Below are 24,381 nucleotides of genomic sequence, written 5' to 3' on the forward strand. Positions count from 1 at the left end.
ACTCCTAAATTTTTTGCAAAAATGCATAATTCTTTTTATTTCTATGAGAAAATCCTTGAGTTTTCAAATAGGCATCAATATGAATCAATGTATCAAGCGCAACTCCTATCATAATAAGCAAAGAAGAGCCCCCCATTATTTTAGAAACATCATGCGGAAATCTAAAAATATTTTGCACTAAAAATGGAATAATTGCAATAATTGATAAAAAAATAGATCCTGAAAATAAAGTCTTATTCATAATTTCATCTAAATATTTTTCCATCTCGTCAGACTTTATTCCGGGAATAGTGCCTCCATTCTTACGAATATTATTACTTATATCTTTAGGACTTAACTGAATCTTAGAATAAAAATAAGTAAATCCGATTATCAAAACTACATTCAAAAAAGTGTAATAAAACCCATTAGGCCTTAAATAAGATAAAATTTGCCTAGCTATAGAAGAAGTTTCTGCAAAACCACTTAAAATTTGCAAGGGCAAGGTAATTAAAACAGAAGCAAAAATAACAGGTAAAACACCCGATGGATTCAACTTGATTGGCAAATAAGAACTAACAGTACTATTAGAATTTGCCCTAGCATAATGAATAGCAATTCGCATTTGAGCTTTATATTCATATATAATTAAGATAACAACCAAAATAAATATACTTATAACAAGTATCACAAAAACAGGATTAACATTTTGAGAAGGATCTTGCATGCTTTGGAATAAGTTAAACAAAGCTGCCTGAAGTCTAACCACTATACCGGAAAAAATTATCAAAGATGTTCCATTGCCTATACCTCTTTGATTAATCTGCTCTCCAAACCATAAAAGAATAAATGTCCCTGTAGTAACTGTTAAAATAGCAATAAATATATATCTGTAAAAAGGAATAGTAACAGCGCCCGGAATACTTTTAGCATAAAGACTTGTTGCATATCCTTGAACTACAGCTGCAACTATTGTTAAATATTTTGTATATTTTTTAGTCTTTTGTCTCCCACCATCACCTTCTTGCATTTTTTTCAAAGAAGGGAAAGAATAAACAAGAAGCTGAACAATAATAGATGCTGAAATGTAAGGACCTATACTAAGCATAAATATAGAAAAATTACTAAAAGCTCCGCCTGAAAAAAAATCAAAATAATTAGCAATTGAAAAATCTGATTGTGACTTAAAATAACTTTTAAGCGCTACAGAATCTATTCCGGGTATCGGCAAGTAAGAACCAACTCTAAAAAGAAAAAGAATAAACAAAGTAAACAAAAACTTATTTCTCAAATCCTTAACAGTAAATAAACTTAAAAACAATTCCTTCATTTTTATTCCACTTTAAACTAATTTAATAGTACAGCCAATTTTTGTCACAAGGCTTTCGGCCGATTTAGAAATTTTAGAAACCTCCAAGGAAACTTTTTTTGTAAGCTTGCCATTAGACAAAATCTTAATTTTTTTATTTTTCTTTCTTATAAGTTTATTTTCAAGCAAAGTATCATAGTTGACCACTTGTCCATCCTTAAATTTTTTATCTATATCTCCAAGATTAACAATTGCATATTCCAATTTATAATCATTATTAGAAAAACCCTTCCTAGGCAATCTTCTATAAAGAGGAGTCTGCCCACCTTCAAATCCAAGTCTTGGCGAAGTATTTCTTGCTTTTTGACCCTTTTGCCCTCTTCCAGAAGTTTTGCCAAGTCCTGAACCCGGACCTCTGCCAACAATTTTACGTCGCTTGCTAGCTCCCTCGGGCTTTAATAGGTTAAACATTTCTTACCTCACTTAATAAAATCATATTAATAGTCTCGTTAAGCATGCCCTTAATAGATTTATTTAAAAAATGAACCCTTTTGTCGCCTATTTTATTTAAACCCAATGCTTTTAAAACTTTGACCTTTTTATTTAATTTTCCAATAAGACTTCTTACAAGAAAAACCTGCACATTAATATTGCTTTTAGAAATAATTGCCCTATTCTTTTCTATTCTTCTAATAAAACATTTATTCTTAGCCCTAGACCTTGAAGCATTAAACCTGGCCTTCTTTAGTTGTAATCTTAATTTCCTTTTAATCATATATTAACCCCATAAAGTTTTCAAAGTTTTTCCCCGCATATCTGCCACTTTTTCAGCATCCAAAATCAAATCAAATGCCTTAAAAGTTGCCTTTACTACATTCATAGAATTATTAGAACCAAGAGATTTGCTTAAAATATCATGCACTCCTAAAGCTTCCATTACAGCACGAACAGGACCTCCTGCAATAACACCAGTACCATGAGTAGCTGGCTTGATTAAAACTTTAGCTTTTTTAAAGCAACCAATAACCTCATGCGGCAATGTCCCTTTTCGAATAGGAACAAATCTTAAATTTTTCCTAGCACTTGTTAAACTTTTTTTTATTGCATCGCTAGCATCATTAGCCTTACCAAAGCCCCAACCAACATGTCCTTCTCCATCTCCAACAACCATAAAAGCAGCAAAAGAAAATCTTCTCCCGCCCTTAACAACTTTAGTAACTCTATTGAGTGATATTAATTTTTCTATTTGCTTTCTCTGAGCATGAACATCTACCATAAATACACTCCCTTAAATATTAATACCAAACTCTCTCAAAGAAGTTGCAAAGCTTGCAATAAGTCCATGATACTTATAACCATTTCTGTCAAAAATAAGATTGTTTATATTTTTCTCTTTAAGCCTTTTAGCAAGAACTTCTCCAAGTTTTTTTATATCATCAATATTTTTACTTAAATTAAGACTTTTTTCAATAGTAGAAACACTTGCAACAGTATGTCCCTTACTATCATCTATAACTTGCGCATAAAAATATCTATTAGATTTAAATACAGTAATTCTTGGCCTGCTAGTTACTCCACGGCCTATTTTATCCCTTATTCTTTTTTTACGCCTAAGTTTTTTCTGTTCTGCTTCTTTTATTTTTTTCATAACTACCTAACCCAAAATTTATTTTTTTACACCAGATTTTCCAACTTTTCTCCTAATAACTTCATTATCATACTTAATTCCCTTTCCTTTATATGGCTCTGGTTTTTTTAAACTTCTAATCTCAGCAGCAACCTGACCAACCTTAAACTTATCTATTCCTTCAATAAAAATTTTAGTATTGCCGTCAAGCTTTACACTAATACCATCTGGAATAATATATTCAAACTGTGTTGAATAGCCAAGGCTTAAAAAAAGACTATTACCCTGTTGCTCTGCTCTATATCCTATACCATTTATAGTAAGAGACTTAGAAAACCCTTCAGTTACTCCTTTTACCATATTAAAAATCAAACTTCTATAAAGACCATGATAAGCTTTCGACTTTTTATCATTAAAAACTCGATCAACAATAACACTACCATTCTCAACTTTAACATTAATACTATCTTTTATATCTTGAACTAATCTCCCTTTAACGCCTTCAACTATTACCAAATTATCCTTAACATCAATCCTAACAGTATCCGGAATCTTTACAGGAAGTCTTCCAATACGCGACATATTATCCCCCTATTAAACTACCAAACTGAACAAATCAACTCGCCACCTATTTTTTTATCTTTGGCTTCTTTACCAGTAATAATACCTTGAGAAGAAGATACGATTAATATCCCATATCCATTCTTTATTCTTGGCATATTCTTATATGAAGAATAAATTTTTCTACCGGGAGTGGAAATGGCATCTATTTTGTTTATAACAGGATTTCTTTTGTTGTCATACTTTAATAAAACCCTAATAAAAGCAATTCCTTCTTTTTCTAAAAAATTAAAATCTTTGATATAGCCCTCTTCTTTAAGAATATTTAATATTGATTTATTCATATTAGACATCTTTAAATCTACAGACCCATGCTTAACTCTGCTTGCATTTCTCAATTTAGTTAGCATGTCCCCTACCGAATGAGTAATCGCCATAAAATCCCCTTACCAACTTGATTTTGAAACGCCAGGAATTAATCCTTCAGACGCATACTTTCTAAAACATATTCGACACATACAAAAATCTCTCAAATATCCTCTTGGACGACCACATAACTTACATCTATTATTATGCCTTGTTTTATATTTAGGCTTTCTTAAAGCCCTAATAATCATTGATTTTTTAGCCATATACCTATAAATCCCTTTAATTACTAAATGGCATTCCAAATTTCAAAAGTAAAGCTTTGCTTTCTTTATCATTTGAAGCTGTTGTCACAATTGTGACATTCAAGCCAGATATTCTCTCTATTTTATCATAATCTATCTCAGAAAATATTATTTGCTCCGTTATACCAAAAGAATAATTTCCATTACCATCAAAAGCATCTCCATTAATTCCCCTAAAATCCTTAACCCTTGGCAATGCTAAATGAATAAGCTTATATAAAAATTCATACATTACATTGCCCCTAAGTGTAACTTTAGCGCCTATTTCTTGCCCTTGTCTAATTTTAAACCCAGCTATTGCCTTTTTTGCTTTTGTCTTTACAGCTTTCTGCCCAGTAATCTGAGCAAGCTCTAAAACCGCAGAATCTAACAGCTTCTTATTTCTAACGGCCTCGCCAACACCTACAGAAATTATTATTTTCTCAAGCTTGGGAACTTGCATTATAGATTTGTATTCAAATTCCTTAACAAGCTCTTTTATAACACTGTCTTTATAATATTTCTTCAATTCAGGAACATAATTCATAAACTCTATATCCTCTGTCCATTTTTTTTAAGATATCTTATTTTTTCATTATTTTCAAATCTAATGCCTAATCTTGAAGAAGTTCCTTTGATAAATATCATCACATTTGAAATATCTATAGCGGCCTCCTTATCTATTATTTTACCTTTTTCTTGGGGTGTCCTAGCTTTAACGACTTTTTTAACCATATTGCAAGATTCAACAATAACTTTATTTTTCTTTCTATTTATACTAGCAATATTACCTATTCTTCCCTTATCTTTTCCAGAAAGAATTTTCACACTATCACCTATCTTCAACTTTGTCTTCACAAAACCCCCTTTTTGCTATATCACCTCTGAAGCCAATGATACTACCTTCATAAAATTAGCATCCCTAAGTTCTCTTGCAACAGGGCCAAATACCCTTTTGCCTCTAGGGCTTAAATTAGCATCAAGTATCACACAAGCATTATCATCAAATCTAACATAAGTTCCGTTCTTGCGTCTTACTTCTTTAGAAGTTCTAACAATTACAGCCTTACAAACATCCCCTTTTTTAACAGAAGAATTAGGAATTGCTTGCTTTACTACAATAGTTATTATATCGCCAATTTTAGCATAACGCCTTCTACTACCACCAAGCACTTTAATACATTGAGCTACCTTGCCACCAGTATTATCAGCAATTGTTAAATAAGTTTGCATCTGAATCATAATCAACCTCCTTTAGAAAAATAAAGACTATTTTAATTTTTCTAAAACCTCAACAAGAGACCATCTTTTATCCTTACTAATAGGCCGAACTTCAATAATTTTCACCTTATCGCCAACCTTTGAAACCTCTTTTTCATCATGCGCTTTAACTTTCTTGCTAACTTTTAAATACTTATGATAGATTGGATGCATTTTCCTTTGAACAATTTCTACTACTATAGTCTTAGACATCTTGTCACTAACAACCTTACCAATTAATTCTTTTTTATTTTCTCTTGCCATATTTAAACCTTTCTAATACCTAATTCATATTCATAAATAATTGTATTAAGCCTTGCAATATCACGCCTAATCTCTCTTTTCTTTAAAGGATTTTCAACATGACCAACAACAGATTTAAATCTTAAATCCAAATATTCTTTCTTTAACTCTAGCCTTTTAGCTTTCATATCCTCAAGAGTAAAATTCTTAAAATTTTTTAACATAATTACCTCAAATCTCGTCTTACAACAAACATAGTTTTTACTGGAAGTTTAGAACTAGCAAGTGACATAGCCTCTTGAGCAAGCTCCTCTACAACTCCAGCCATTTCAAACATAACAGTGCCAAGCTTAACAGGAGCATTCCAATGATCAACACCCCCTTTCCCTTTGCCCATTCTAGTTTCAGCTGGTTTTTTAGTATACGGGATATCGGGAAATATTCTTATCCAAACTCTCCCACCTCTTTTTATTTTACGAGTCATCGCAATACGAGCAGCTTCAATTTGGCGAGCCGTAATAAAATTTGTTTCCAAGGAAACAAGACCATATTCACCAAAAGAAATTTTACTGCCCTTCTGAGCCTCTCCAGACAATCTTCCCCTCTGCTTTTTTCTATATTTAACCTTTTTTGGACTTAACATCTAATTAACCTCCAATATTCTGCTCACTAGAATCGACCTTTTCTTTAGAAAAAGAGGAAGTAGATTTCTTTAAAAGAACTATTTCATCTTTAGACAACCCATCTTTTTTATTTAAAACTCTAGCTTGTTTTTCACTAGTCTTCTCTCTATTATTTAAAATTTTATCAAAATTTTTAACAGCCTCGCCTCTTTCCCTAAAAGGTTTTTTATTTATTACTTGACCAGCATCAGAATTGGTTTGCCTACCTAAAACTTCACCTTTAAATAACCAAACCTTAACTCCAATAATTCCATAAGTAGTTTGAGCTTCAGAAAATCCATAATCTATATTAGCTCTAAGAGTATGTAGGGGAACTCGCCCCTCCTTAACCTCAAAGCTTCTTGCAATCTCAGCTCCACCAAGTCTCCCAGCAATCTTAATTTTTAATCCTTGAGCACCTTTTAACATAGAAGTAGAAAGAGATGATTTTAAAACTTTCCTATAAGACACTCTATTTTCTACTTGCTTTGCAATCCCATTAGCAATAATTTGAGCATCAAGTTCTGGCCTTTTGACTTCTTTAATCTTAATACTAATCTTTTTAGAAATTTTTTTAGTCAACAATTGACCAATCTTCTCAAGATTAGAGCCTTTAAGGCCTATCACAGAACCAGGCCTTGGAGTAACAATTACTACTGTTACTTTTTGAGGATTATTTCTAATTATTTCTATATCAGAAATATCAAATTTAATTCCCTTAAGAAACTTCATAATTTCCAGTCTTATTAAAAAGTCTTCATGAAGAATTGTAGAATACAATTTTTTATCAAAATACCATTTTGATTTCCAATCCTTATTAATTTTTACTCTTAAGCTATATGGATGTACTTTTTGGCCCATAACCTATCCTTTAATATCTTTTTTTTCATCAACTTCAACAAAAATATGACAATTTCTATTAACAAGCCTATCGGCCCTACCTCTAGCTCTAGGCCAAATCTTTTTACGACGACGGCCGTCATCAACCATAACTATTTTAACAAATATCATATCCTCGGAAAGATTTTTATTATGATACATCGCATTTGATGCCGCTGATCTAACAACTTTTTCTAAAAGTTTAGCTCCTTTATTAGGCATAGAACAAAGAACTGCAATAGCTTTAATATAAGACTTCCCTCGTATATTATCAGCTATTGGCCTAACTTTTTTTGGAGAAGAGGGTAAATTTTTGCCCCTTGCTGTATATCTTCTATTTACAAACATAACTACTTTACTTCCTTCCCTTTTTATCCGACTTAGCATGCCCTCTAAAAATCCTTGTAGGTGAAAACTCGCCAAGCTTATGACCCACAAGATCCTCAGTAATATAAATAGGTATAAAAGTCTTGCCATTGTAAACAGATATAGTAAGACTTACCATCTCAGGAATTATTGTTGAAGATCTAGAGTAAGTTTTAATAACAACTCTCTTCTCACTTCCAAAAGATGATAAAACTTTTTGATAAAGACTCTTTTCTATAAAAGGCCCTTTTTTAATAGATCTTGCCACTACACTCTCCTACTTATTTCTTCTTTTAATAATAAATTTATCTGAATATCTCTTCTTCTTGCGAGTCTTATAACCCTTAGTAGGCTGTCCCCAAGGAGAAACAGGATGACGACCTCCAGAGGTTTTTCCTTCACCACCACCATGCGGATGGTCAACGGGATTCATGGCAACACCCCTAACCTTTGGCCTTCTCCCAAGCCACCTACTTTTACCGGCTTTCCCTATAGAAATATTGGCATAATCTTCATTCCCAATTTCACCAATTGTTGCAATACATTTTTTAAAAATTAACCTCATCTCGCCAGATGACAATTTTACAGTGACATAGTTCCCATCAGAAGCAAGTATCATAGCATATCCACCAGCACTTCTTACAAGCTGTCCACCTTTTCCCACATTAAGCTCAATATTATGAACAGTTCTTCCAATAGGAATATTTTCAAGAGGCAAGGCATTGCCAATTTTAATTGGGGCATTCGGACCACTTTCCAAAACATCTCCAACCTTAATGCCTTTAGGAGAAATAATATACCTTTTTTCTCCATCTTTATAAACAAGCAAAGCTATATTGGCACTTCTATTAGGATCATATTCAATAGAAGCAACTCTAGCAGGAATGCTAAATTTATCTCTTCGATTAAAATCAATCACCCTATACTTTCTCTTATGCCCACCACCTCTTCTTCTAATACTAATCCTACCAGAAGAATCTCTGCCTGATTTAAACTTTTTACCTTTTGTTAAAGATTTCAAAGGATCATTACCTTTGCTCAAATCATCAAAAGATAAAGTCGTCTTATAGCGCAAAGAAGAAGTTTTTGGCTTATAAGTCTTAATACCCATATTTATTTTTCTCCAAAACCACTAAAAAATATCTATTTTATCTTCCTTTTTGAGATAAACATACGCCTTCTTCCATGAAGAAGTTTTCCCCTTGCCTATAGGATATCCTCTTCGAGACACCACAATCTTGGCTTTACTTTTAATATTAAGCAAATTACACGATACTGGAGCAACATTGAAAAGCTTTTTTATTGCTGAACAAACCTCTTTTTTATTTGCTCTTTTATTAACCTTAAAAACATAAACATTAATACTTTCTCTTTGAGTATTGGTTTTTTCAGTAAGCATAGGCGAAATTATTATATCATAAGCTTTCATACTTATCCTCAACATCTTTTTTATTTAACGTAAAACTCATTGAGCTTGATAATAGCAGATTCCAGAGCTATTAAATTCTTAGCATAAAACAAATCAACAACTCTAAGTTTATCAAAAGACAAAATCTTTAAGTCTCTTATATTTTTACCAGCCCTTTTAATCATCTGATCATCATTGCCCAAAAGAATAACCACCTTACCATTGGAACTTACAAAATTTTTTATTATTAAAGCAAGATCTTTTGTTTTCCCTGATTCAATATTAAAATTCTCAATAACCTTAAAATTATTTTCATCAGCGGCACGTAAACTTAATATAGACTTAAATGCAAGCCTTTTTACCTTTTTGGGCAATCTATAGCTATAATCTCTAGGTTTTGGCCCCAATGCTATGCCTCCGCCAACCCAAACAGGATTTCGTTTTGTGCCCACTCTAGCTCTACCGGTTCCTTTTTGCTTCCAGGGCTTTTTAGAACTACCCCTAACCTCTGATCTAGTTTTAGTTGAAGATGTTCCAACCCTAAGATTAGACAATTCATTTTTTATAGCATTGTAAATAGACCCATGACTAATTTCTATATTAAAAACTCTATCATCCAAATTTATAGTTCCAATCTCTTTCCCATCTTTAGAAAAAACTTTTCTTTCCATACTAAATACCTACTTTTTAGATTTCTTAACAACAACAAAGGAACCCTTAGCACCGGGTACAGCTCCTTTTACTAGAATGGCTCTCTTTTCTTCATCAATTAAAACAACCTCAAGATTTTGAATAGTTTGTTGATTTCCACCCATTCTACCAGCCATTTTGGTACCTTTAAATGTTCTTGCAGGAGTAGTAGCCTGTCCTGTTCCACCAAGATGCCTATGGAATTTTGACCCATGAGAAGATGGCCCACCACTAAAATTATGCCTTTTCATAGCTCCCTGGAAACCTTTACCCTTAGTAGTGCCTGTAACATCTACATACTTAACCGACTTAAAAACATCAACTTTAATCTCATCACCAGCATCATATCCGTCAAGCCCCTTAAGCTCTATTATATACTTTTTAGGCTCAATATCTTTTAAACTCTTATATTGACCTTTTATAGGCTTTGAAACTTTAGAACCTTTAAGATCAACAGAGCCTGCTATAAGAGCGCTATAACCATCTCTATCAACTGTTTTCTTCCCTATAATATAATTGGGCTGAAACTCTATAACAGTAACGGGAACCACAATGCCATTTTTCTGAAATATCTGAGTCATGCCAACTTTTTTTCCAATCAATCCCAACATTAAAACACCTCAAATTCATATACTTAAAATATCATTTACTGTTTAATATCTACTTCAACACCTGCTGGAAGCTCCAATTTCATTAAAGAGTCCATTAAAGCAGAAGTGGGTTCTAAGATATCAATAAGCCTTTTATGAGTTCTCATCTCAAATTGCTCTCTTGACTTTTTATTGACATGAGGAGAACGTAAAACAGTGTATTTTTTTATTTTTGTCGGCAAAGGAATTGGACCCTTAATTTGAGCTTTAGCTTTCTGAACAGCCTTAACAATAGATTCGGCACTCTGATCTAATATTTTAACATCAAAACTAAATAATCTTACGCGTATCTTATCTTTAGCAATCAATTTATTCTCCTAAACTTTAAAGAGTATTAAATATATCCTTAAAGTCTTAAACTATTCCAATATCTCAAGAATTCTTCCTGAAGCAACAGTTCTCCCACCTTCTCGAACAGCAAATTCTACATTTTTATCCATAGCTATTGAAGAGATAAGCTCAACAACAATATCAACATTGTCGCCAGGCATAACCATTTCTTTACCTTCTAAAGCAACAACACCGGTAACATCGGTTGTTCTGAAAAAGAATTGTGGCCTATACCCTGGAAAAAACGGCTTGTGCCTACCCCCTTCTTCTTTAGTCAAACAATAAATTGAAGCTTTAAACTTCTTATGTGGAGTAATTGTACCTGGAGCTGACAAAACTTGTCCCCTCTCAATATCTTTTTTATCAACCCCTCTTAAAAGAAGACCAACATTATCCCCCGCTTGACCTTGCTCAAGAATTTTCTGGAACATTTCAACACCAGTAACAGTAGTTTTTCTGGTTTCTTTAATACCAACTATTTCAACTTCTTGACCAACCTTAATAACACCTCTTTCAATACGCCCAGTAGCGACAGTGCCTCTCCCTGAAATAGAAAATACATCTTCAACGGCAAGTAAAAATGGCTTGTCAATATCTCTTTCTGGAAGATCAAAATAATTATCCATAGATTCAAGTAGTTCTTTAACGCATTTTGTAGATTCAGGATCTTCTGGATTTGACATAGCTCCAAAAGCTGAGCCCTTGATTATTGGAGTATTAGCTGAAAAGCCATATTTTTCAACAAGCTCTAAAACTTCAACTTCAACAAGTTCAACGAGTTCAGGATCTGCCAAGTCTAATTTATTTAAAAAAACTATTATTTTTTTTATTCCCATTCTTTGGGCAAGAAGCAAATGCTCTTTTGTTTGGGGCTCAGCACCACTGTCAGCAGCAACCAAAAGTATAGCCGCATCCATTTGAGCTGCCCCTGTAATCATATTTTTTATATAATCAGCGTGGCCTGGACAATCTACATGAGCATAATGTCTATTAGCTGTTTCGTACTCAATATGCCTAGCATTAATTGTTATTCCCCTTGCTTTTTCTTCAGGCGCATTATCAATATCCTCATACTTTAATGCTTTTGCATCTTTATTTAATTTTGAACAATAAATACTAATAGCCGCTGTTAATGTTGTTTTACCATGATCAACATGACCTATTGTTCCAACATTCATGTGCGGCTTTGTTCTTTGAAAAACCTCTTTTGCCATGATTACCCTCCTAAATTTTACATTCTAAATAGCTACTTACATTTAATCTCTTTAAAAAATTTTTAAAAAATTTATTCTCATCAAAATAAAAGATAGCTACAAATAATCAAAAAAATAAAAAATCAATTTTTAGAAATTGACCCGCACTGCGTGTTTTTCTAAAAAATTTTAATAACTTCAAAAGTTTACACATTTTATAAAATATAGTCAATATGCTTGAACTTTTAAGCTCAATTAATAGCAATTATAATAATATTAAAAATTAATATTAGCTTTATATTACTTAAAGAAAAATACAAAATACTAAAAAATCAAGCTTTAAAAGCAACTACTTAAAATAAGAAATATTCAACCAATACATTAAAAACATGAAATTAAAAACAATAGTAAATAATTTTTAAAATCTAGTCATCATTTAAAATTGATCAAGCCCCCTTATTTTATCAAAAAGGTTAACACTAGTCTAATAAAAAAATATAATAAAAAATGATGAAAACTCTAAAATTTAAGCTTAAATTACTATCAATGCTTACAATTTCTAGCATTTCAATTATTTTTATGTCTTGCCTTAAAACGAGCACAATAAAATCAAAAGAATATGCACAAGAAATTACCTATCTTATTAGCACTATAAAAACCAATAAAAAAATAGAAATAGTAAACTACAAATCCGACAACAAAAATAATCTAATAATTACTCTTAAAAACAGAAGTGGAGAAAATATAAATGCAAATTCATTAGCAATTTTTAAAGAAGGCAGCAAAATAGGTGAATTAATTAGAGAAAAACTTAATGGATTTGAGACAAAAACTTTCCATTTAAAAACTAAAATCAACACTAAAAGAAAAAACACACTATATGTTTTTGAAAAACAATAACAAAGAGAAGTAATTTAAAACCAAAATTATTAAAATTAATTAAACTTAAAATAAGCTCTATTACAAATAAACTATTTAACTCAAAAATAGATTAATAAAAAATCTAAAATCTATTTTAAAGGTCAAAAACATTAAGCTTATTTAAAAACAAGCCAACCATTTTCTTTAGTAAAATGCAAATATAAATAAATTTTAATTACTATTTGTATTTTTTAATTAAAATGGGTTTAGTCCAATAACGAGTACAAGTAAACCCAACTAAAATTATAATTGATAAATAATTTGAAATTATAAAAGCATAACCTAAAGAATTTTCAATTATGCCAAAATATTGAAAAATAAAAACTACTGGAAGACGAATGAACCATAATCTAATAAAAATAATAATCATGGCGATTTTTGTCCTACCAGACCCAATAAGCCCTCCAAAAAATACTTGTTGTAATCCATATCCAAAAGTACCAATGGTCGTTAACAATAAATAATTGTTAGCATAATTTAAAACTTCTAAATCATTTGTAAATAATCTTAATATAAACTGTTTATTAATAATAACAATTGAATTTATTATTAATAAAATTGCTAAAGAAATAAAAAACCCTTTTTTTAAGACTTCTCCAACCCTATTGATTTTCTTAGCACCAAGATTTTGACCAACAATTGAAATAATTCCAGTACCAATTCCCATAGCAGGAAGAAATAAAAAAGAAATAATGGTGTTTGTAAGTCCATAGGCCGCCAAAAATTTTGAACTAATTTCAATAACGATATAATTGAAGATAAAAAAAGACACCGAAACCATTATTTGTCCAAAAGTTGAAGGTAATCCCAAATTAACAATTTGTTTAATAGATCTTATATCTAACACTAAGTCCTTCGGATAAATTTTTAATCCACGATTCAGCCTATAAGTCAAAAACAAATAAAAAGCAACGGTTAATAATTTTGAAAATAAAGTAGCCCAAGCGGCCCCAGTAATGCCCATATTAAAAGTAAATATTAAAATTGGATCAAGAATAAAATTAACAATATTAGCAAATAAAACTATTATCATTGAAAGGATGGTTTCTCCTTGAGCATTTAAAATATATGTAATTGAAATGCTTAAAAACATAATAGGTATTCCAAAAATTGTCACATAAAAATAAGCTCTTGAAAGTTCTTTAAGCTCGCCTTTTGCACCCAATAAATCTAAAAGATGCTCAATAAAAAAAAAAGCACAAATAGCAACAAATAAAGATAACGCAAAATTTAAAACAATAAGTTGTCCTGCATATCTTGAAAAACGAGAAAAATTTCCCTCCCCTATACATTTAGACATTAAAGAAATACTTCCCGTAGCCATACCCATAGCAATAGCTATAATAAAAAAATTTACAGGACCAGCAAGCGAAAGCGCTGACAAAGGCATGGCCCCAAGCTTACCAACATAAAACATATCGGTAAGATCATAAAGAGCTTGAATAATATTGGTTATAACAATAGGAAAACTTATTAAAAAAAGAACTTTGTATAAATTGCCATTTAATATTAACTCTCTAGTCTTACTCTTATTTGTAGACATAAAATTTTATCCTTATCTATAAAATATTTTTTTTATAAAAACCTAACCACAAATTTACTTATTATTGATAAATAAATTTTTGATTTTTAATTTTTGAAATTAAAAATCAACATGCAATGTCAAAACAATTAGCAGTTAATATGTTATACATCGCAATGGTTAAGCTACAAATAAATCTATTAACCTGTTGTATTAAAAATGCATAACTAAAAACAAAAAAATTGACATCAGATATAAAAATTTAACAATATTTATGCTAAGCATAAATAAACAGCAATTAATAAAATTAAAACTATTCTAACAAATTAAAGCAGAGTAATAAACACTTATTTAAAATAATAAGTAGTACTATAAAGACAAAAACTTAAAATCAGAAATACCTCTACAAATTTTTCTCAATTCTTTTATAATATTTTTATATTAGGATCTTTAAACTGTGCAATTGAATAAAATTCAATATATTCCCATTCATAATTCAACCTATTAATACCCCCTATTTATTCGTTGTTAAAAATATTTTCCATAAATCATGTATAATATAATAAAGCTTAATATTAAGCTATTGACTTTTAACTTTCTTTATTTTTGCTCCCAAGCTAGTTAATTTATTAGTTACATCTTCATATCCCCTTTCAATTTGATAAACATTTTGAATCTCGCTGCGACCTTCAGCAACAAAAGCAGCAATAAGAAGAGACATTCCAGCCCGTACATCTGGAGAAGATAAAATATCGCCCTTAAGAGGAGATTTGCCCGTAACCACTACACGGTGTGGATCACAAAGTACAATTTGAGCTCCCATTTTTATTAACTTGTCTACAAAAAACATCCTGGATTCAAACATCTTCTCAAAAATAAGAACTGTGCCTTCCACTTGAGTTGCAGTTACTATGATAATACTCATAAGATCTGTTGGAAAGGCTGGCCACGGACCATCATCAATTTTTGGAATGTGCCCACCAAAATCTAGCTTAACTTTTAACTCTTGTTTATCTTTTACATATACATTTTCCCTGTCATATTCAAAATTAATACCAAGTCTTGAATATATATGCCTAATTAATCTGAAATGTTGGGGATCTGCTTTTTTAATTTCTAACTCGCCCCCTGTTAATGCAGCAAGACTAATTAAAGAACCAACTTGCATAAAATCGGCTCCTATTCTAAATATGGTTCCACTTAATTTTTTAACACCCTTTATTTCTAAAATATTTGAACCAATCCCTAAAATATTAGCACCCATTGAATTGAGCATATTACATAAATCTTGAACATGTGGCTCACAAGCAGCGTTCATAATAATAGTATTTCCTTCCGCAAGAACTGAAGCCATAATAATATTTTCTGTAGCTGTAACAGAAGCTTCATCTAAAAACATTTCGGTTCCAATAAGCTTTTTTGCCTTTAAAACAATTCTTCCATCCTTTCTACTTAATTTAGCACCCAGCTTGCAAAGACCATAAAAATGGGTGTCAAGTCGCCTCTTCCCAATTACGTCTCCTCCTGGAAGCGCCATATCTATTTCCCCAAATCTAGAAATAAAAGGTCCCAATAAAAGTATGGAAGCCCTAATTAAATTTGTAAGAGAGGAGTCTATTTCCGTTTTTACAATATTTAAAACTTTTATTTTTAAAGTATTTCCCTCTCTTACAATATTTACTCCTATATCACTTAAAATATCTAAAACAACTTTCACATCATTAATATTGGGAATATTTTCTAAAATAACATCTTCATCAGTAAGCAAGGCAGCTAAAATACAAGGTAAAGCAGAATTCTTATTACCACTAGCTGTAATTTTACCACCTATCTTAAAACCACCTTCTACAATATAACTATACATAACCCATCCTCCTATACATAAGAAAACCAATAAAATTAAATCTCGCAAATCAAATCAAATCAAATTAATTAAATCTAAAGAATATCTTAAAAAATGAATATCAAACAATATCTACATCTTTTAAAATTGATTTACAATCTACATATTCTCTAACAGTCTCTACAGAAAAAGAATGCCCATTCTCATCAATATCAATTAAAACACCATTAAAACCAAGACCTTCCCAAGATTCATCAAACCTCTGATTTAAAAATCCTTTCAAAAATTTATCCACCTCTAAATTGGGGACATATCCAATAACGCTATCCAAACTTCCAACTCTGCCTAAATCAGTTATAATAGCAGTATTATCTAAAATTCTCAAATCAGCTGTTAAAATCCTTTTACCAGTTCCAAGACAAGCGCTAACTCTTGATTTTAGATAAAAAAACAAAGCATTAACTTCAGCCGTAGTATTTGAATCAAAAAGAACAATAATATTGTTTGTTTGCATTTTGATTTTTTTATAAAAAAAATCAAAACTATAGAAAGGATGATTAAATTTATACTTAGTTATTCCAGTTTGACCTACAATTCTCATCACAGCTAATTTTTTACCATTAATATTATAAACAAAATAAGAATATCCTTTTAATTTTGCAGGACAATTTAAAGGCTTTAAAATAAAATTATACTTATCAAGATCATCAGACAAATCAGGCCTTGTAAAAGCATTTTCACCTAAGGTTAATACATCAACTCCATACTTTTTCAATAAAAAGGCATGCCTTTTCCCAAGACCTTTTAAACCCGTAGTAAAATTATTACCAGATATTACAAAATCAATCCTTTTTCTAGCCTTAAAGGATGATAAAAAAGATTTTATCGAAATAATCCCAGCTTTACCAACAACCTCACCAGTAATCAAAACTCTTAAAGACACAAAGCCTCTCTTTTTATTGATCCAGTTTAAATAGCTTAATAAGTAAACTTCTTACAATAAAAATTGACACATAATACCCTATCAAAACAGCAAAAATAATCATTATGAAAATCAATATAAATTGCAAATAAGGCTTTACAATAATACTAAATTTAACAACTAAAAGAAACTCTAAAAAAAAAACTAAAAACGTTAAAGATAAGTTCATTAAAACACATAAAATAAAGCCTAAAATCTTCATTTATTAAGCGCTTTTCTTTTTATAAAAAAAATCATAAACCAAAAATAAAATCATTCCTATAACAACATAGCTATCTGCAAAATTAAAAGTAGGCCATCTATCAAGCCCAAAAATTCCATAAAATTTGAAATCTAAAAAATCCACAACTCCAGAAGGTCTAAACAGTCTATCAATAATATTACCCACTCCTCCTGAAAAAATTAATAAAAGTGAAATTCTGGCAATATAATTTTTCTCTTTCAAAGAAAGAGAAAAAACAAATATTAAAATGACAATAGGCATTATGAGAAAAAAAATTGTTTTCAAGCTATAATGAATATTAGAACCCATAGAAAATAAAATGCCCGTGTTTCTTACATGTATTATCCTAAAAAAATCCTCAAAAAAGGAAAAATATATTGAACCCAATTTGACATATTTTACAACTAAATACTTAGCAAGTTGATCAAAAAAAATTAAGCTAATAATAAATACAAAAATATTAAAATACTGTTTACTTTTAGCGCTCATAAAAAAATCCTTATAAATTAGTATCTTTACAAATAAATTTAACCTCTAAATCTTCCTGAATTTTAAAATCTTCCATTAATTTAATTAACCCAAAAGTTTCAGTAAAATAATGACCTGCAAAAATCAAGCTCACACCGCATTCTTCTGCTAAAGAATATATTTGATGAGAAGTGTCTCCAGTTATAAATAAATCTATACCATGATATAAAGCCTCTTCAAAAAAAGAATATCCAGAACCACTAACAATAGCAACCTTATTCACTGACTCTTTAAACTTTTTAAAAAAAAGAATATGTTTATTTTCCTTTTTGATTTTTTCTAAAATTTCAGAAAAGCTAAAATTAGAGTCTGCAATAATTCCTAGATTAAACCCTCCGTAATTTGCAAAACCAAAAGGATTTTTTAATCCTAAAAAATCTGAAAACACTTTGCTGTGTGAATAAATAGAATGAGCATCCATAGGTAAATGGACTGAATAAAGAGCTAAATTGTTTTCAATCAAAAACTTAATTTTATCATACATATTAGAAATAATACGCTCTTTTTTTGACCAAAAAATACCATGGTGGGTAATTAAAAAATCATTTCCTTTTGCTTCTTTTAAAGTTGAATAGCTAGCATCAACTGCAAAAGCAACCCTAGTAACTTTAGAATCAAGGTTCCCTACTTGAAGGCCATTTAAGCTTTTATCAATATATTCATACTTCTTTATGTCAAAAATTGAACTAAGTTTAAAAGACAAATCCCTTACTTTCAAATTAAATTCTCCAAATTAAAGCGTAGCTTTGACCTTCTCTTAATCTTCTATAAGAATAAAGATTCTTTAAACAATGCGTACAAAGCTTTGAATTATAAATATCTAAATTAAAATTAGAAAGCAAATTTAAATTAAAACTAGCATTATCAAAATACATTTTACCATTTCTTATTGCAAAAGCAGTATTTAATAAACCTTTGCTAAATTTATTACTTACCTCTTTCAAAAAAATTTCAGAAACTTCATAACAACAAGATCTGTTATAAGGTCCAAAAACAATTTTTAAATTTTTAAAAGATGATCCCATTTTTTCAAACATAAGCAACATTTTTAGAACAATCAAGTTAAAGCTTCCTTTATATCCACTATGAACAAGTCCTATAAATTTTTTCACTGAATCATAAAAGTATATTGGAAGACAATCTGCAAAGTAAGCAACAAGAGCTACATCTAAAGAACTAGATATAAGACCATCTCCTTCTTGGAAATTCATAAAATCATCTTCAACTTTATAAATAATATCTGTATGCAATTGCTTTAAATACTTTATTTTTTTTGCCTTGGGGACAAAATTTAAATTATCATTACTAAGTTCTTTTAAATTCAGCTTAAAAGGTTTTTTAGTATAAATCATTCTAACATCGTCAGCTATCCTAAATTCATAATAAAGTTCATGATCTATTGTTTTCATAATTTAAATTCTTCTCCCAAATAAAGCTTTTTAGCTTTTTCGCTACTTACTATATAATCAACATCGCCTTCATCAAGCACTTGCCCCTGATAAACAATATAAGCTCTATCAATTATATCAAAAGCATCCCTTACATTATGATCAGTAATAAGAACTCCAATATTTCTTTCTTTTAAAATTTTTATTATATCTTTTATATCTCCAATCGCAATAGGATCAATACCAGCAAAAGGTTCATCTAAGAGTAAAAAATAAGGATTTACAGCTAAAGCTCTTGCTATCTCTGCTCGTCTTCTCTCTCCACCAGAAAGGGTATAAGCTTTTTGGCTTTGTATTCTTTTTATCTCAAATTCTTTAAGTAAACTCACAAGCTCTATCTTGCGCTCAGCCTTAGATAGATCTTCTCTTCTCTCTAAAGCAACCATAATATTCTCTTCAACTGTAAGTTCTCTAAAAATTGAAGCATCTTGAGGAAGATATACAATTCCTATCCGTGCACGCTCATACATATTAAGAGATGAGATATTATAATCATTTATTAAAACTTTCCCTGCATTGGGCCTAATAAAGCCTACAATCGTATAAAATGTTGTTGTTTTACCTGCACCATTTGGACCAAGAAGCCCCACAACCTCACCTTTATGGATGTTGATCGTAATACCATTAACAGCAAGCTTTTCGCCATACTTTTTAATAATGTTATCCGCTCTTAAAATAACATTATTTACAGAATTAAGATTAAGGCTTTCTTTAATTTCTTTTATTTTATTTTTTTTCTTTAGAAACATCATTTTCAACTTGAGTAAACTCTCCCTCAACGCTTCCCTCAAGCTTATACCTATTAGTTTTTGTATTGAAAATTATTCTTGAAGCAGAATAATAGTTGTCTTTCTGATAAATTGCTGGAACCCCCTCAAGAATCATTTCTTTTTCTTCTTTATTATAAGTCCCACTCTCAGATCTTGCAAAAGTATCATCCTTATATATTTTAACAGAATATTGCATAATGTAAACATTAGCCTTATTATTACCTTCAACTCTTTCTGCTTTAATAAGCATATTGTTTTCCAAGTCTTCAAGCTCAACCCCTTTTTGAAGATAAAAATTATCCAATTTTCTATTAAAAAACAAAAACTGCGCCTTAACATGCATCTTATTCTTATAATCTTCATAAAAAACATTGCCTCTAGCTTCAAGACAAGATCCATTTTCTCCATAAATTTCAATTTCATCTGCTCTAAGTTTAAAATCTGACGAAACAACCTCTGAGTTCCCTTTTAAAACAATTTTTTTATAAAAAGAAGACACTACTCCTTGCGCAAAATCTGACTTAAAGGTAAAATTAGTACTTCTCTCCTGATTTCCCTTAACCATCTTAGATTTAGACCTAGATTCTTTTTGTGTTGCTTGAATATTGTTAACAAAAATAATTAAAATCCATATTAAAATCAAATCCTTCAATTCATGATTCCTTCAACTCCAGAATCAAAATAAAAAACATTGCTCTTTAAAAAATAAGAAAATCCTTTTCCTTTTATTTTGCTATCATTAAATCTAATTAATACTAACTCATTTGGGGGAGATTGCAACTTCTTATCTTTATTCTTCCATAAAATTCTATTTGAATTAAGTAAATAATAACTATTCTTATCTTCTATTTTAAATTCTACAGAATCTCTCATATCTAAATCTTTTGTAATATAAGAGCCTTCTAAATTATTAAACTTACCTGAAATTTCATTATCTAGCGAATGATATAAAAACCTTCCATTCTCTGCCTTATAAAGCTTATAGTCATTAAAATAACTAAAACTTAAAGACTCTAAAACAGTTTGCTCTTTATTATATACAACATCATAATACTTGATTCCTAATATCTGTATTGAAGGAAACTTTTTAGCCGCATCAGACCTATTAGAATATTCATCATAATCAAAAGTGCAAGCTAAAAACAAAAATAATAAATAAAGCCTAAGTATTTTCATAAATATTTTTCACAAGACTAAAAATTTTTTATTTCAATTGACAATCTCTTAAACATAACAATATAACATTAAAAACTTTATCAAACAAAACTTATTTATATAATCAATTATAATGTAAAACATAAAAGCAAAATAAAAATACTACTTTCAAGAACAGTTTTCTTATGAAAATCCTTCTAAAAATGCAACAAATTAAAACAAAAGTATGAAAATTGCTTCTACTTTAGACAAGTATTAAATTGCCAATTTAATACTTGTCACTTTAAAAAATAGATTATAAAAATTAACAATAATAGTGTTCACATTCATCATCTCTTTTGTAGTTTAAAATTTCATTTTCTTTAAACCAAATTGGTATTTCACGAATTGCATCTACCTCATTTGCAGATGCATGAATCACATTGTAAATTGAAAAACCTTTTTCATTTGAATACCTAAAACTATGATAAGAGAAATCTCCTCGTATTGTTCCTGGAATGGCTAATCTTGGCTCAGTGGCGCCACAAAGCTTTCTGACAACCTCAATGCTTTCAACTCCTTCAACAACAAATGCAAAAACAGGAGAATTTGAAATAAATTTAATTAAAGACTTCCAAACCGACTCACTATGCCTAAAGGCAATATCATCATACAAATAATGTTTTTTTGCTAGACTTTCATTAACAATAAGCATTTTAGCAGCTACTATTTTTAAACCTACCCTTTCAAATCTAACAATTACATCGCCAATCAAACCTCTCCTAACCCCATCTGGCTTAATAATACATAAAGTTTTTTGCAATAACATTGACATAAAATCCTCCTAAAATTTAGGACATGTATTTAAAAAATCATTAAATAAAATTAAAATATTTACTTAATTCTAAAATTATATCTTATTAATTAAATTTATACGGAACACTACAAGTTATAAAGCGCTTAAAATTACATTAAAAAATCATAATATAGCTTTTACAAAATTAATAACTATATTCCAAAAGGAAGAACTCCCATAGTTTTTAATTTTATCTCTTCTTTAACCTTAGAAACAGCATCATTTAAAGCAGATTTAACCATTTGCTCAAAAGCATCATTGTCTAAATCATTAAAAAATTCCTTATTAATTGAAACTTTTTTAACATTAAATTCACCATCCATCTCAATAACAACAATATCACTACCGGCTTTACCACAAACAGCAATTTTAGACATTTCCTTTTTAATATTATCAATATTACTCTTAACATTAGACATATTTTTCAAAAAATCTAACGGATTTACTGCCATATTTTTATCCCTCCAGAACTTCACTTGCTCCAAAAATATTTTTTACAGTTTTTAATTTTTCAAAATCCTTTTCAAGGATTTTGAAATTTTTTTGAAACACAATGCTTAAATTGGGAAATTCTTTATAAAATTCAGACCTTATCTCACCTTTATAATTTTGAAGCTCATTATACTCGAATTCACTAAATACCTTATAATAAAGAATATTACCATCAATAACAACCTCTCCTGAATGAACTAAGGTTTGAATATATCTTGAAACAATATAGACAAACTTATCTCTTATATCAATAAAATCATTTGCTTTACTTGAATTATCATCCTCAATAAAAATCTCATCAATCTCGTCAATGCTATTGGTCTCCAAAAGATTTCTATCAATTTTTGTTGACAAATTTTCATCACAATAAGTCTTTTCTTTTTCTAAAGATTTAATTTTAGGAAATTCATACTCTAAGCCAGTTTTTTTTGGAATAACAGCTGAATCAGCTTTACTCTTTTCATTTACCAAAACATCAAATTTGTTTGAATCTAAAGCCATATTTTCTAATAAATTATCCTCAAGATTTTGAATTTGTTTTATTAAAACATGATTTGGAATATAGTTTTTAAGTCTTAAAATTTTAATAAAATTAATCTCAAGCTCATATCTTGGATTAACCGAAAATTGCAAATCCCTGTAAGTTTCAAGCAAAACTACAATAATTCTCTCAAGATAATTTAGATCAAAATCAATTAATTTCCTTCTTAAATCCTCAGATTTAATCCCAATAAACTCAAAATTTTTAATACCTATCTTTAAAAACAATGCCTCTCTAAAAAATTCGATTGAATCTAATAAAAATTGCTCATAAGACACGCCCGCCAAAAAAATAGAATCAAGAACACAAATCAACTCTTTTACATCTTCACTAAGAATGCTAACTGATAATTTCTCCAAAAATTCATCGTTAGTTAAGCCCATCTTAGATCTTATTTGATCTAACTTAATGTCAGCATTAGTAAAAGAAACCACCTGATCAAAAAGAGTGTAGGCATCTCTTACGCTACCACTACTTTTATATGCAATCCATTTTAAAGCCTCATCTTCATATTTAATATGATCCTCAAAACAAACCTTCTTAAGCATATTATAAATATTTTCTAAAGATAAAAGCTTAAAACTAAAATGTTGGCATCTGCTTTTTATTGTCTCTGGAAGCTTATGTGACTCTGTAGTAGCAAAAATAAAAACAATATAATTTGGGGGTTCTTCAATTGTCTTTAAAAGAGCATTAAAAGCAGAATTGGAAAGCATATGAACTTCATCAATAATATATATTCTATATTTAGAAATTGCAGGAGGAAACATTATTTCTTCTTTAATCTGTCTAATATCTTGAACCGAAGTATTTGAAGCACCATCAATTTCAATAACATCAAGACTGCTATCATTCTCAATAGATTTACAATTTCTACACTCTCCACAAGGCATAACTGTCGGACCATTTTTACAATTTAAGCATCTAGCAAAAGCCCTAGCTGATGAAGTCTTACCGACACCTCTTGGCCCTGAAAAGATATAAGCATTTGCTATTTTATTTTTCTCTATAGAATGCTTTAGAGTTTCAACAACAAAATCTTGCCCTTCAAGAGAATTGAAATCTCTGGGGCGTTTCTTAAGAGCAGTACCCCTTGAAGACGCCATTAACTTTTTACCTCCCAATAATTTAATAAGCAAAATGCTATAAATACATACTATACAACATATTTATATCTCAAAACTATTGCTTTAAAAGAATTTTATAAATTTTATAAAACATAAAAAATATCTAACAAAAAAGGCTTCCCAATAAAACATAATAAAGCTGAAGGCTTTAACAAGATAAATCCAGACCTTAACATAAAGCAAGGTA

At 29.9% G+C, this 24,381-nt stretch carries 37 protein-coding genes; 1 reads left to right on the forward strand and 36 read right to left on the reverse strand.

The window, feature by feature from the left end; genetic code table 11:
* Positions 1–4: 4 nt before the first annotated feature.
* Genes secY through tuf form a run of 23 tightly spaced genes read right to left on the reverse strand, consistent with a single transcriptional unit; the run spans position 5 to position 11,828 of the window.
* A complete protein-coding gene (gene secY / locus DB318_RS01925; protein WP_151060143.1) occupies positions 5–1,309 on the reverse strand; it encodes a preprotein translocase subunit SecY in 1,305 nt (434 codons plus the stop codon).
* 12 nt (positions 1,310–1,321) lie between these two features.
* Positions 1,322–1,759 (reverse strand): 50S ribosomal protein L15, encoded by a 438-nt coding sequence (gene rplO / locus DB318_RS01930; RefSeq protein WP_151073556.1) that lies wholly within the window; start codon positions 1,757–1,759, stop codon positions 1,322–1,324.
* Positions 1,752–2,063, reverse strand: coding sequence for a 50S ribosomal protein L30 (gene rpmD, locus DB318_RS01935; RefSeq protein ID WP_151060141.1), 312 nt, complete (start codon positions 2,061–2,063; stop codon positions 1,752–1,754). Before rpmD ends, rplO begins: the two co-directional genes overlap by 8 nt.
* A 3-nt stretch (positions 2,064–2,066) precedes the next feature.
* Complete coding sequence (gene rpsE / locus DB318_RS01940) at positions 2,067–2,564, reverse strand: 30S ribosomal protein S5 (RefSeq protein ID WP_151074183.1); 498 nt, start codon at positions 2,562–2,564, stop codon at positions 2,067–2,069.
* 12 nt (positions 2,565–2,576) lie between these two features.
* Entirely contained in the window at positions 2,577–2,936 is a 360-nt protein-coding gene (rplR, locus tag DB318_RS01945; protein WP_151073554.1) for a 50S ribosomal protein L18, read from the reverse strand.
* Between the two features lie 18 nt (positions 2,937–2,954).
* Positions 2,955–3,497 (reverse strand): 50S ribosomal protein L6, encoded by a 543-nt coding sequence (rplF, locus tag DB318_RS01950; RefSeq protein ID WP_151060138.1) that lies wholly within the window; start codon positions 3,495–3,497, stop codon positions 2,955–2,957.
* A gap of 17 nt (positions 3,498–3,514) precedes the next feature.
* Positions 3,515–3,913, reverse strand: a complete 399-nt coding sequence (rpsH, locus tag DB318_RS01955; protein ID WP_151060137.1) for a 30S ribosomal protein S8 — start codon at positions 3,911–3,913, stop codon at positions 3,515–3,517.
* A 9-nt stretch (positions 3,914–3,922) separates the two neighbouring features.
* Complete coding sequence (locus DB318_RS01960) at positions 3,923–4,108, reverse strand: type Z 30S ribosomal protein S14 (RefSeq protein WP_151060136.1); 186 nt, start codon at positions 4,106–4,108, stop codon at positions 3,923–3,925.
* A gap of 16 nt (positions 4,109–4,124) precedes the next feature.
* The gene (gene rplE / locus DB318_RS01965) at positions 4,125–4,673 is read right to left on the reverse strand and encodes a 50S ribosomal protein L5 (protein WP_151073553.1); all 549 of its coding nucleotides are present in this window, start codon (positions 4,671–4,673) and stop codon (positions 4,125–4,127) included.
* A 5-nt stretch (positions 4,674–4,678) separates the two neighbouring features.
* On the reverse strand, positions 4,679–4,984 hold the full coding sequence (rplX, locus tag DB318_RS01970; RefSeq protein WP_151073552.1) for a 50S ribosomal protein L24: 306 nt from the start codon (positions 4,982–4,984) through the stop codon (positions 4,679–4,681).
* A gap of 15 nt (positions 4,985–4,999) precedes the next feature.
* On the reverse strand, positions 5,000–5,368 hold the full coding sequence (gene rplN, locus DB318_RS01975; RefSeq protein WP_151060133.1) for a 50S ribosomal protein L14: 369 nt from the start codon (positions 5,366–5,368) through the stop codon (positions 5,000–5,002).
* A 27-nt stretch (positions 5,369–5,395) separates the two neighbouring features.
* Positions 5,396–5,650, reverse strand: a complete 255-nt coding sequence (rpsQ, locus tag DB318_RS01980) for a 30S ribosomal protein S17 (RefSeq protein ID WP_002557078.1) — start codon at positions 5,648–5,650, stop codon at positions 5,396–5,398.
* Between the two features lie 2 nt (positions 5,651–5,652).
* Positions 5,653–5,853 (reverse strand): 50S ribosomal protein L29, encoded by a 201-nt coding sequence (rpmC, locus tag DB318_RS01985; protein WP_014023713.1) that lies wholly within the window; start codon positions 5,851–5,853, stop codon positions 5,653–5,655.
* A gap of 2 nt (positions 5,854–5,855) precedes the next feature.
* Positions 5,856–6,272, reverse strand: coding sequence for a 50S ribosomal protein L16 (rplP, locus tag DB318_RS01990; protein WP_151060132.1), 417 nt, complete (start codon positions 6,270–6,272; stop codon positions 5,856–5,858).
* 4 nt (positions 6,273–6,276) lie between these two features.
* A complete protein-coding gene (gene rpsC / locus DB318_RS01995; RefSeq protein WP_151073551.1) occupies positions 6,277–7,152 on the reverse strand; it encodes a 30S ribosomal protein S3 in 876 nt (291 codons plus the stop codon).
* 3 nt (positions 7,153–7,155) lie between these two features.
* Positions 7,156–7,518 carry a 50S ribosomal protein L22 gene (gene rplV, locus DB318_RS02000; RefSeq protein ID WP_151074184.1) on the reverse strand — a complete coding sequence of 121 codons (363 nt, stop codon included), beginning with the start codon at positions 7,516–7,518 and terminating at the stop codon, positions 7,156–7,158.
* 7 nt (positions 7,519–7,525) lie between these two features.
* The gene (gene rpsS / locus DB318_RS02005) at positions 7,526–7,804 is read right to left on the reverse strand and encodes a 30S ribosomal protein S19 (protein WP_002557073.1); all 279 of its coding nucleotides are present in this window, start codon (positions 7,802–7,804) and stop codon (positions 7,526–7,528) included.
* A 9-nt stretch (positions 7,805–7,813) separates the two neighbouring features.
* A complete protein-coding gene (gene rplB, locus DB318_RS02010; protein WP_151060129.1) occupies positions 7,814–8,647 on the reverse strand; it encodes a 50S ribosomal protein L2 in 834 nt (277 codons plus the stop codon).
* 21 nt (positions 8,648–8,668) lie between these two features.
* Positions 8,669–8,965, reverse strand: coding sequence for a 50S ribosomal protein L23 (gene rplW / locus DB318_RS02015; RefSeq protein WP_151060128.1), 297 nt, complete (start codon positions 8,963–8,965; stop codon positions 8,669–8,671).
* A 20-nt stretch (positions 8,966–8,985) separates the two neighbouring features.
* Entirely contained in the window at positions 8,986–9,615 is a 630-nt protein-coding gene (rplD, locus tag DB318_RS02020; RefSeq protein WP_151074185.1) for a 50S ribosomal protein L4, read from the reverse strand.
* A 9-nt stretch (positions 9,616–9,624) separates the two neighbouring features.
* Entirely contained in the window at positions 9,625–10,245 is a 621-nt protein-coding gene (gene rplC, locus DB318_RS02025; RefSeq protein WP_151060126.1) for a 50S ribosomal protein L3, read from the reverse strand.
* Between the two features lie 35 nt (positions 10,246–10,280).
* Positions 10,281–10,592 carry a 30S ribosomal protein S10 gene (gene rpsJ, locus DB318_RS02030; protein ID WP_002557068.1) on the reverse strand — a complete coding sequence of 104 codons (312 nt, stop codon included), beginning with the start codon at positions 10,590–10,592 and terminating at the stop codon, positions 10,281–10,283.
* A 51-nt stretch (positions 10,593–10,643) separates the two neighbouring features.
* Positions 10,644–11,828 carry an elongation factor Tu gene (gene tuf, locus DB318_RS02035; RefSeq protein ID WP_011193796.1) on the reverse strand — a complete coding sequence of 395 codons (1,185 nt, stop codon included), beginning with the start codon at positions 11,826–11,828 and terminating at the stop codon, positions 10,644–10,646.
* A 489-nt stretch (positions 11,829–12,317) separates the two neighbouring features.
* On the opposite strand from tuf, the gene DB318_RS02040 reads away from it, so the two are divergent.
* Positions 12,318–12,707: a hypothetical protein gene (locus tag DB318_RS02040; RefSeq protein WP_151073549.1), complete on the forward strand. Its 390-nt coding sequence runs from the start codon at positions 12,318–12,320 to the stop codon at positions 12,705–12,707.
* Positions 12,708–12,906: 199 nt separating this feature from the next.
* Here the strand turns inward: DB318_RS02040 and DB318_RS02045 are convergent, their stop codons facing one another.
* From DB318_RS02045 to dnaX, 13 genes are all read right to left on the reverse strand, one after another.
* Positions 12,907–14,271 (reverse strand): MATE family efflux transporter, encoded by a 1,365-nt coding sequence (locus DB318_RS02045; protein WP_151074186.1) that lies wholly within the window; start codon positions 14,269–14,271, stop codon positions 12,907–12,909.
* A gap of 559 nt (positions 14,272–14,830) precedes the next feature.
* Positions 14,831–16,114, reverse strand: a complete 1,284-nt coding sequence (gene murA, locus DB318_RS02050; protein WP_151073547.1) for a UDP-N-acetylglucosamine 1-carboxyvinyltransferase — start codon at positions 16,112–16,114, stop codon at positions 14,831–14,833.
* 100 nt (positions 16,115–16,214) lie between these two features.
* Positions 16,215–17,036 (reverse strand): TIGR00282 family metallophosphoesterase, encoded by an 822-nt coding sequence (locus DB318_RS02055; RefSeq protein ID WP_151074188.1) that lies wholly within the window; start codon positions 17,034–17,036, stop codon positions 16,215–16,217.
* Between the two features lie 13 nt (positions 17,037–17,049).
* Positions 17,050–17,244, reverse strand: a complete 195-nt coding sequence (locus DB318_RS05980) for a hypothetical protein (RefSeq protein ID WP_327786611.1) — start codon at positions 17,242–17,244, stop codon at positions 17,050–17,052.
* Between the two features lie 36 nt (positions 17,245–17,280).
* Positions 17,281–17,787 carry a signal peptidase II gene (gene lspA, locus DB318_RS02060; RefSeq protein WP_151073545.1) on the reverse strand — a complete coding sequence of 169 codons (507 nt, stop codon included), beginning with the start codon at positions 17,785–17,787 and terminating at the stop codon, positions 17,281–17,283.
* 10 nt (positions 17,788–17,797) lie between these two features.
* Positions 17,798–18,544, reverse strand: coding sequence for a Nif3-like dinuclear metal center hexameric protein (locus tag DB318_RS02065; protein ID WP_151074190.1), 747 nt, complete (start codon positions 18,542–18,544; stop codon positions 17,798–17,800).
* A gap of 1 nt (position 18,545) precedes the next feature.
* Positions 18,546–19,235 (reverse strand): peptidoglycan editing factor PgeF, encoded by a 690-nt coding sequence (gene pgeF / locus DB318_RS02070; protein ID WP_151074191.1) that lies wholly within the window; start codon positions 19,233–19,235, stop codon positions 18,546–18,548.
* On the reverse strand, positions 19,232–20,023 hold the full coding sequence (gene lptB, locus DB318_RS02075) for an LPS export ABC transporter ATP-binding protein (RefSeq protein ID WP_151074307.1): 792 nt from the start codon (positions 20,021–20,023) through the stop codon (positions 19,232–19,234). Before lptB ends, pgeF begins: the two co-directional genes overlap by 4 nt.
* Positions 20,001–20,696: an LptA/OstA family protein gene (locus DB318_RS02080; protein WP_151074193.1), complete on the reverse strand. Its 696-nt coding sequence runs from the start codon at positions 20,694–20,696 to the stop codon at positions 20,001–20,003. The genes lptB and DB318_RS02080 overlap by 23 nt, the downstream gene beginning before the upstream one ends.
* Positions 20,693–21,220, reverse strand: coding sequence for a hypothetical protein (locus tag DB318_RS02085; RefSeq protein ID WP_151074194.1), 528 nt, complete (start codon positions 21,218–21,220; stop codon positions 20,693–20,695). Before DB318_RS02085 ends, DB318_RS02080 begins: the two co-directional genes overlap by 4 nt.
* Positions 21,221–21,503: 283 nt before the next feature.
* Positions 21,504–22,013, reverse strand: a complete 510-nt coding sequence (locus DB318_RS02090; protein ID WP_151060115.1) for a nucleoside-diphosphate kinase — start codon at positions 22,011–22,013, stop codon at positions 21,504–21,506.
* 173 nt (positions 22,014–22,186) lie between these two features.
* Positions 22,187–22,486 carry a YbaB/EbfC family nucleoid-associated protein gene (locus DB318_RS02095; RefSeq protein ID WP_151060114.1) on the reverse strand — a complete coding sequence of 100 codons (300 nt, stop codon included), beginning with the start codon at positions 22,484–22,486 and terminating at the stop codon, positions 22,187–22,189.
* 4 nt (positions 22,487–22,490) lie between these two features.
* Positions 22,491–24,173: a DNA polymerase III subunit gamma/tau gene (gene dnaX, locus DB318_RS02100; RefSeq protein ID WP_151060113.1), complete on the reverse strand. Its 1,683-nt coding sequence runs from the start codon at positions 24,171–24,173 to the stop codon at positions 22,491–22,493.
* Positions 24,174–24,381: the final 208 nt, after the last annotated feature.

The organism is [Borrelia] turdi, from assembly GCF_008828755.2.
Classification (GTDB): Bacteria; Spirochaetota; Spirochaetia; order Borreliales; family Borreliaceae; genus Borreliella; species Borreliella turdi.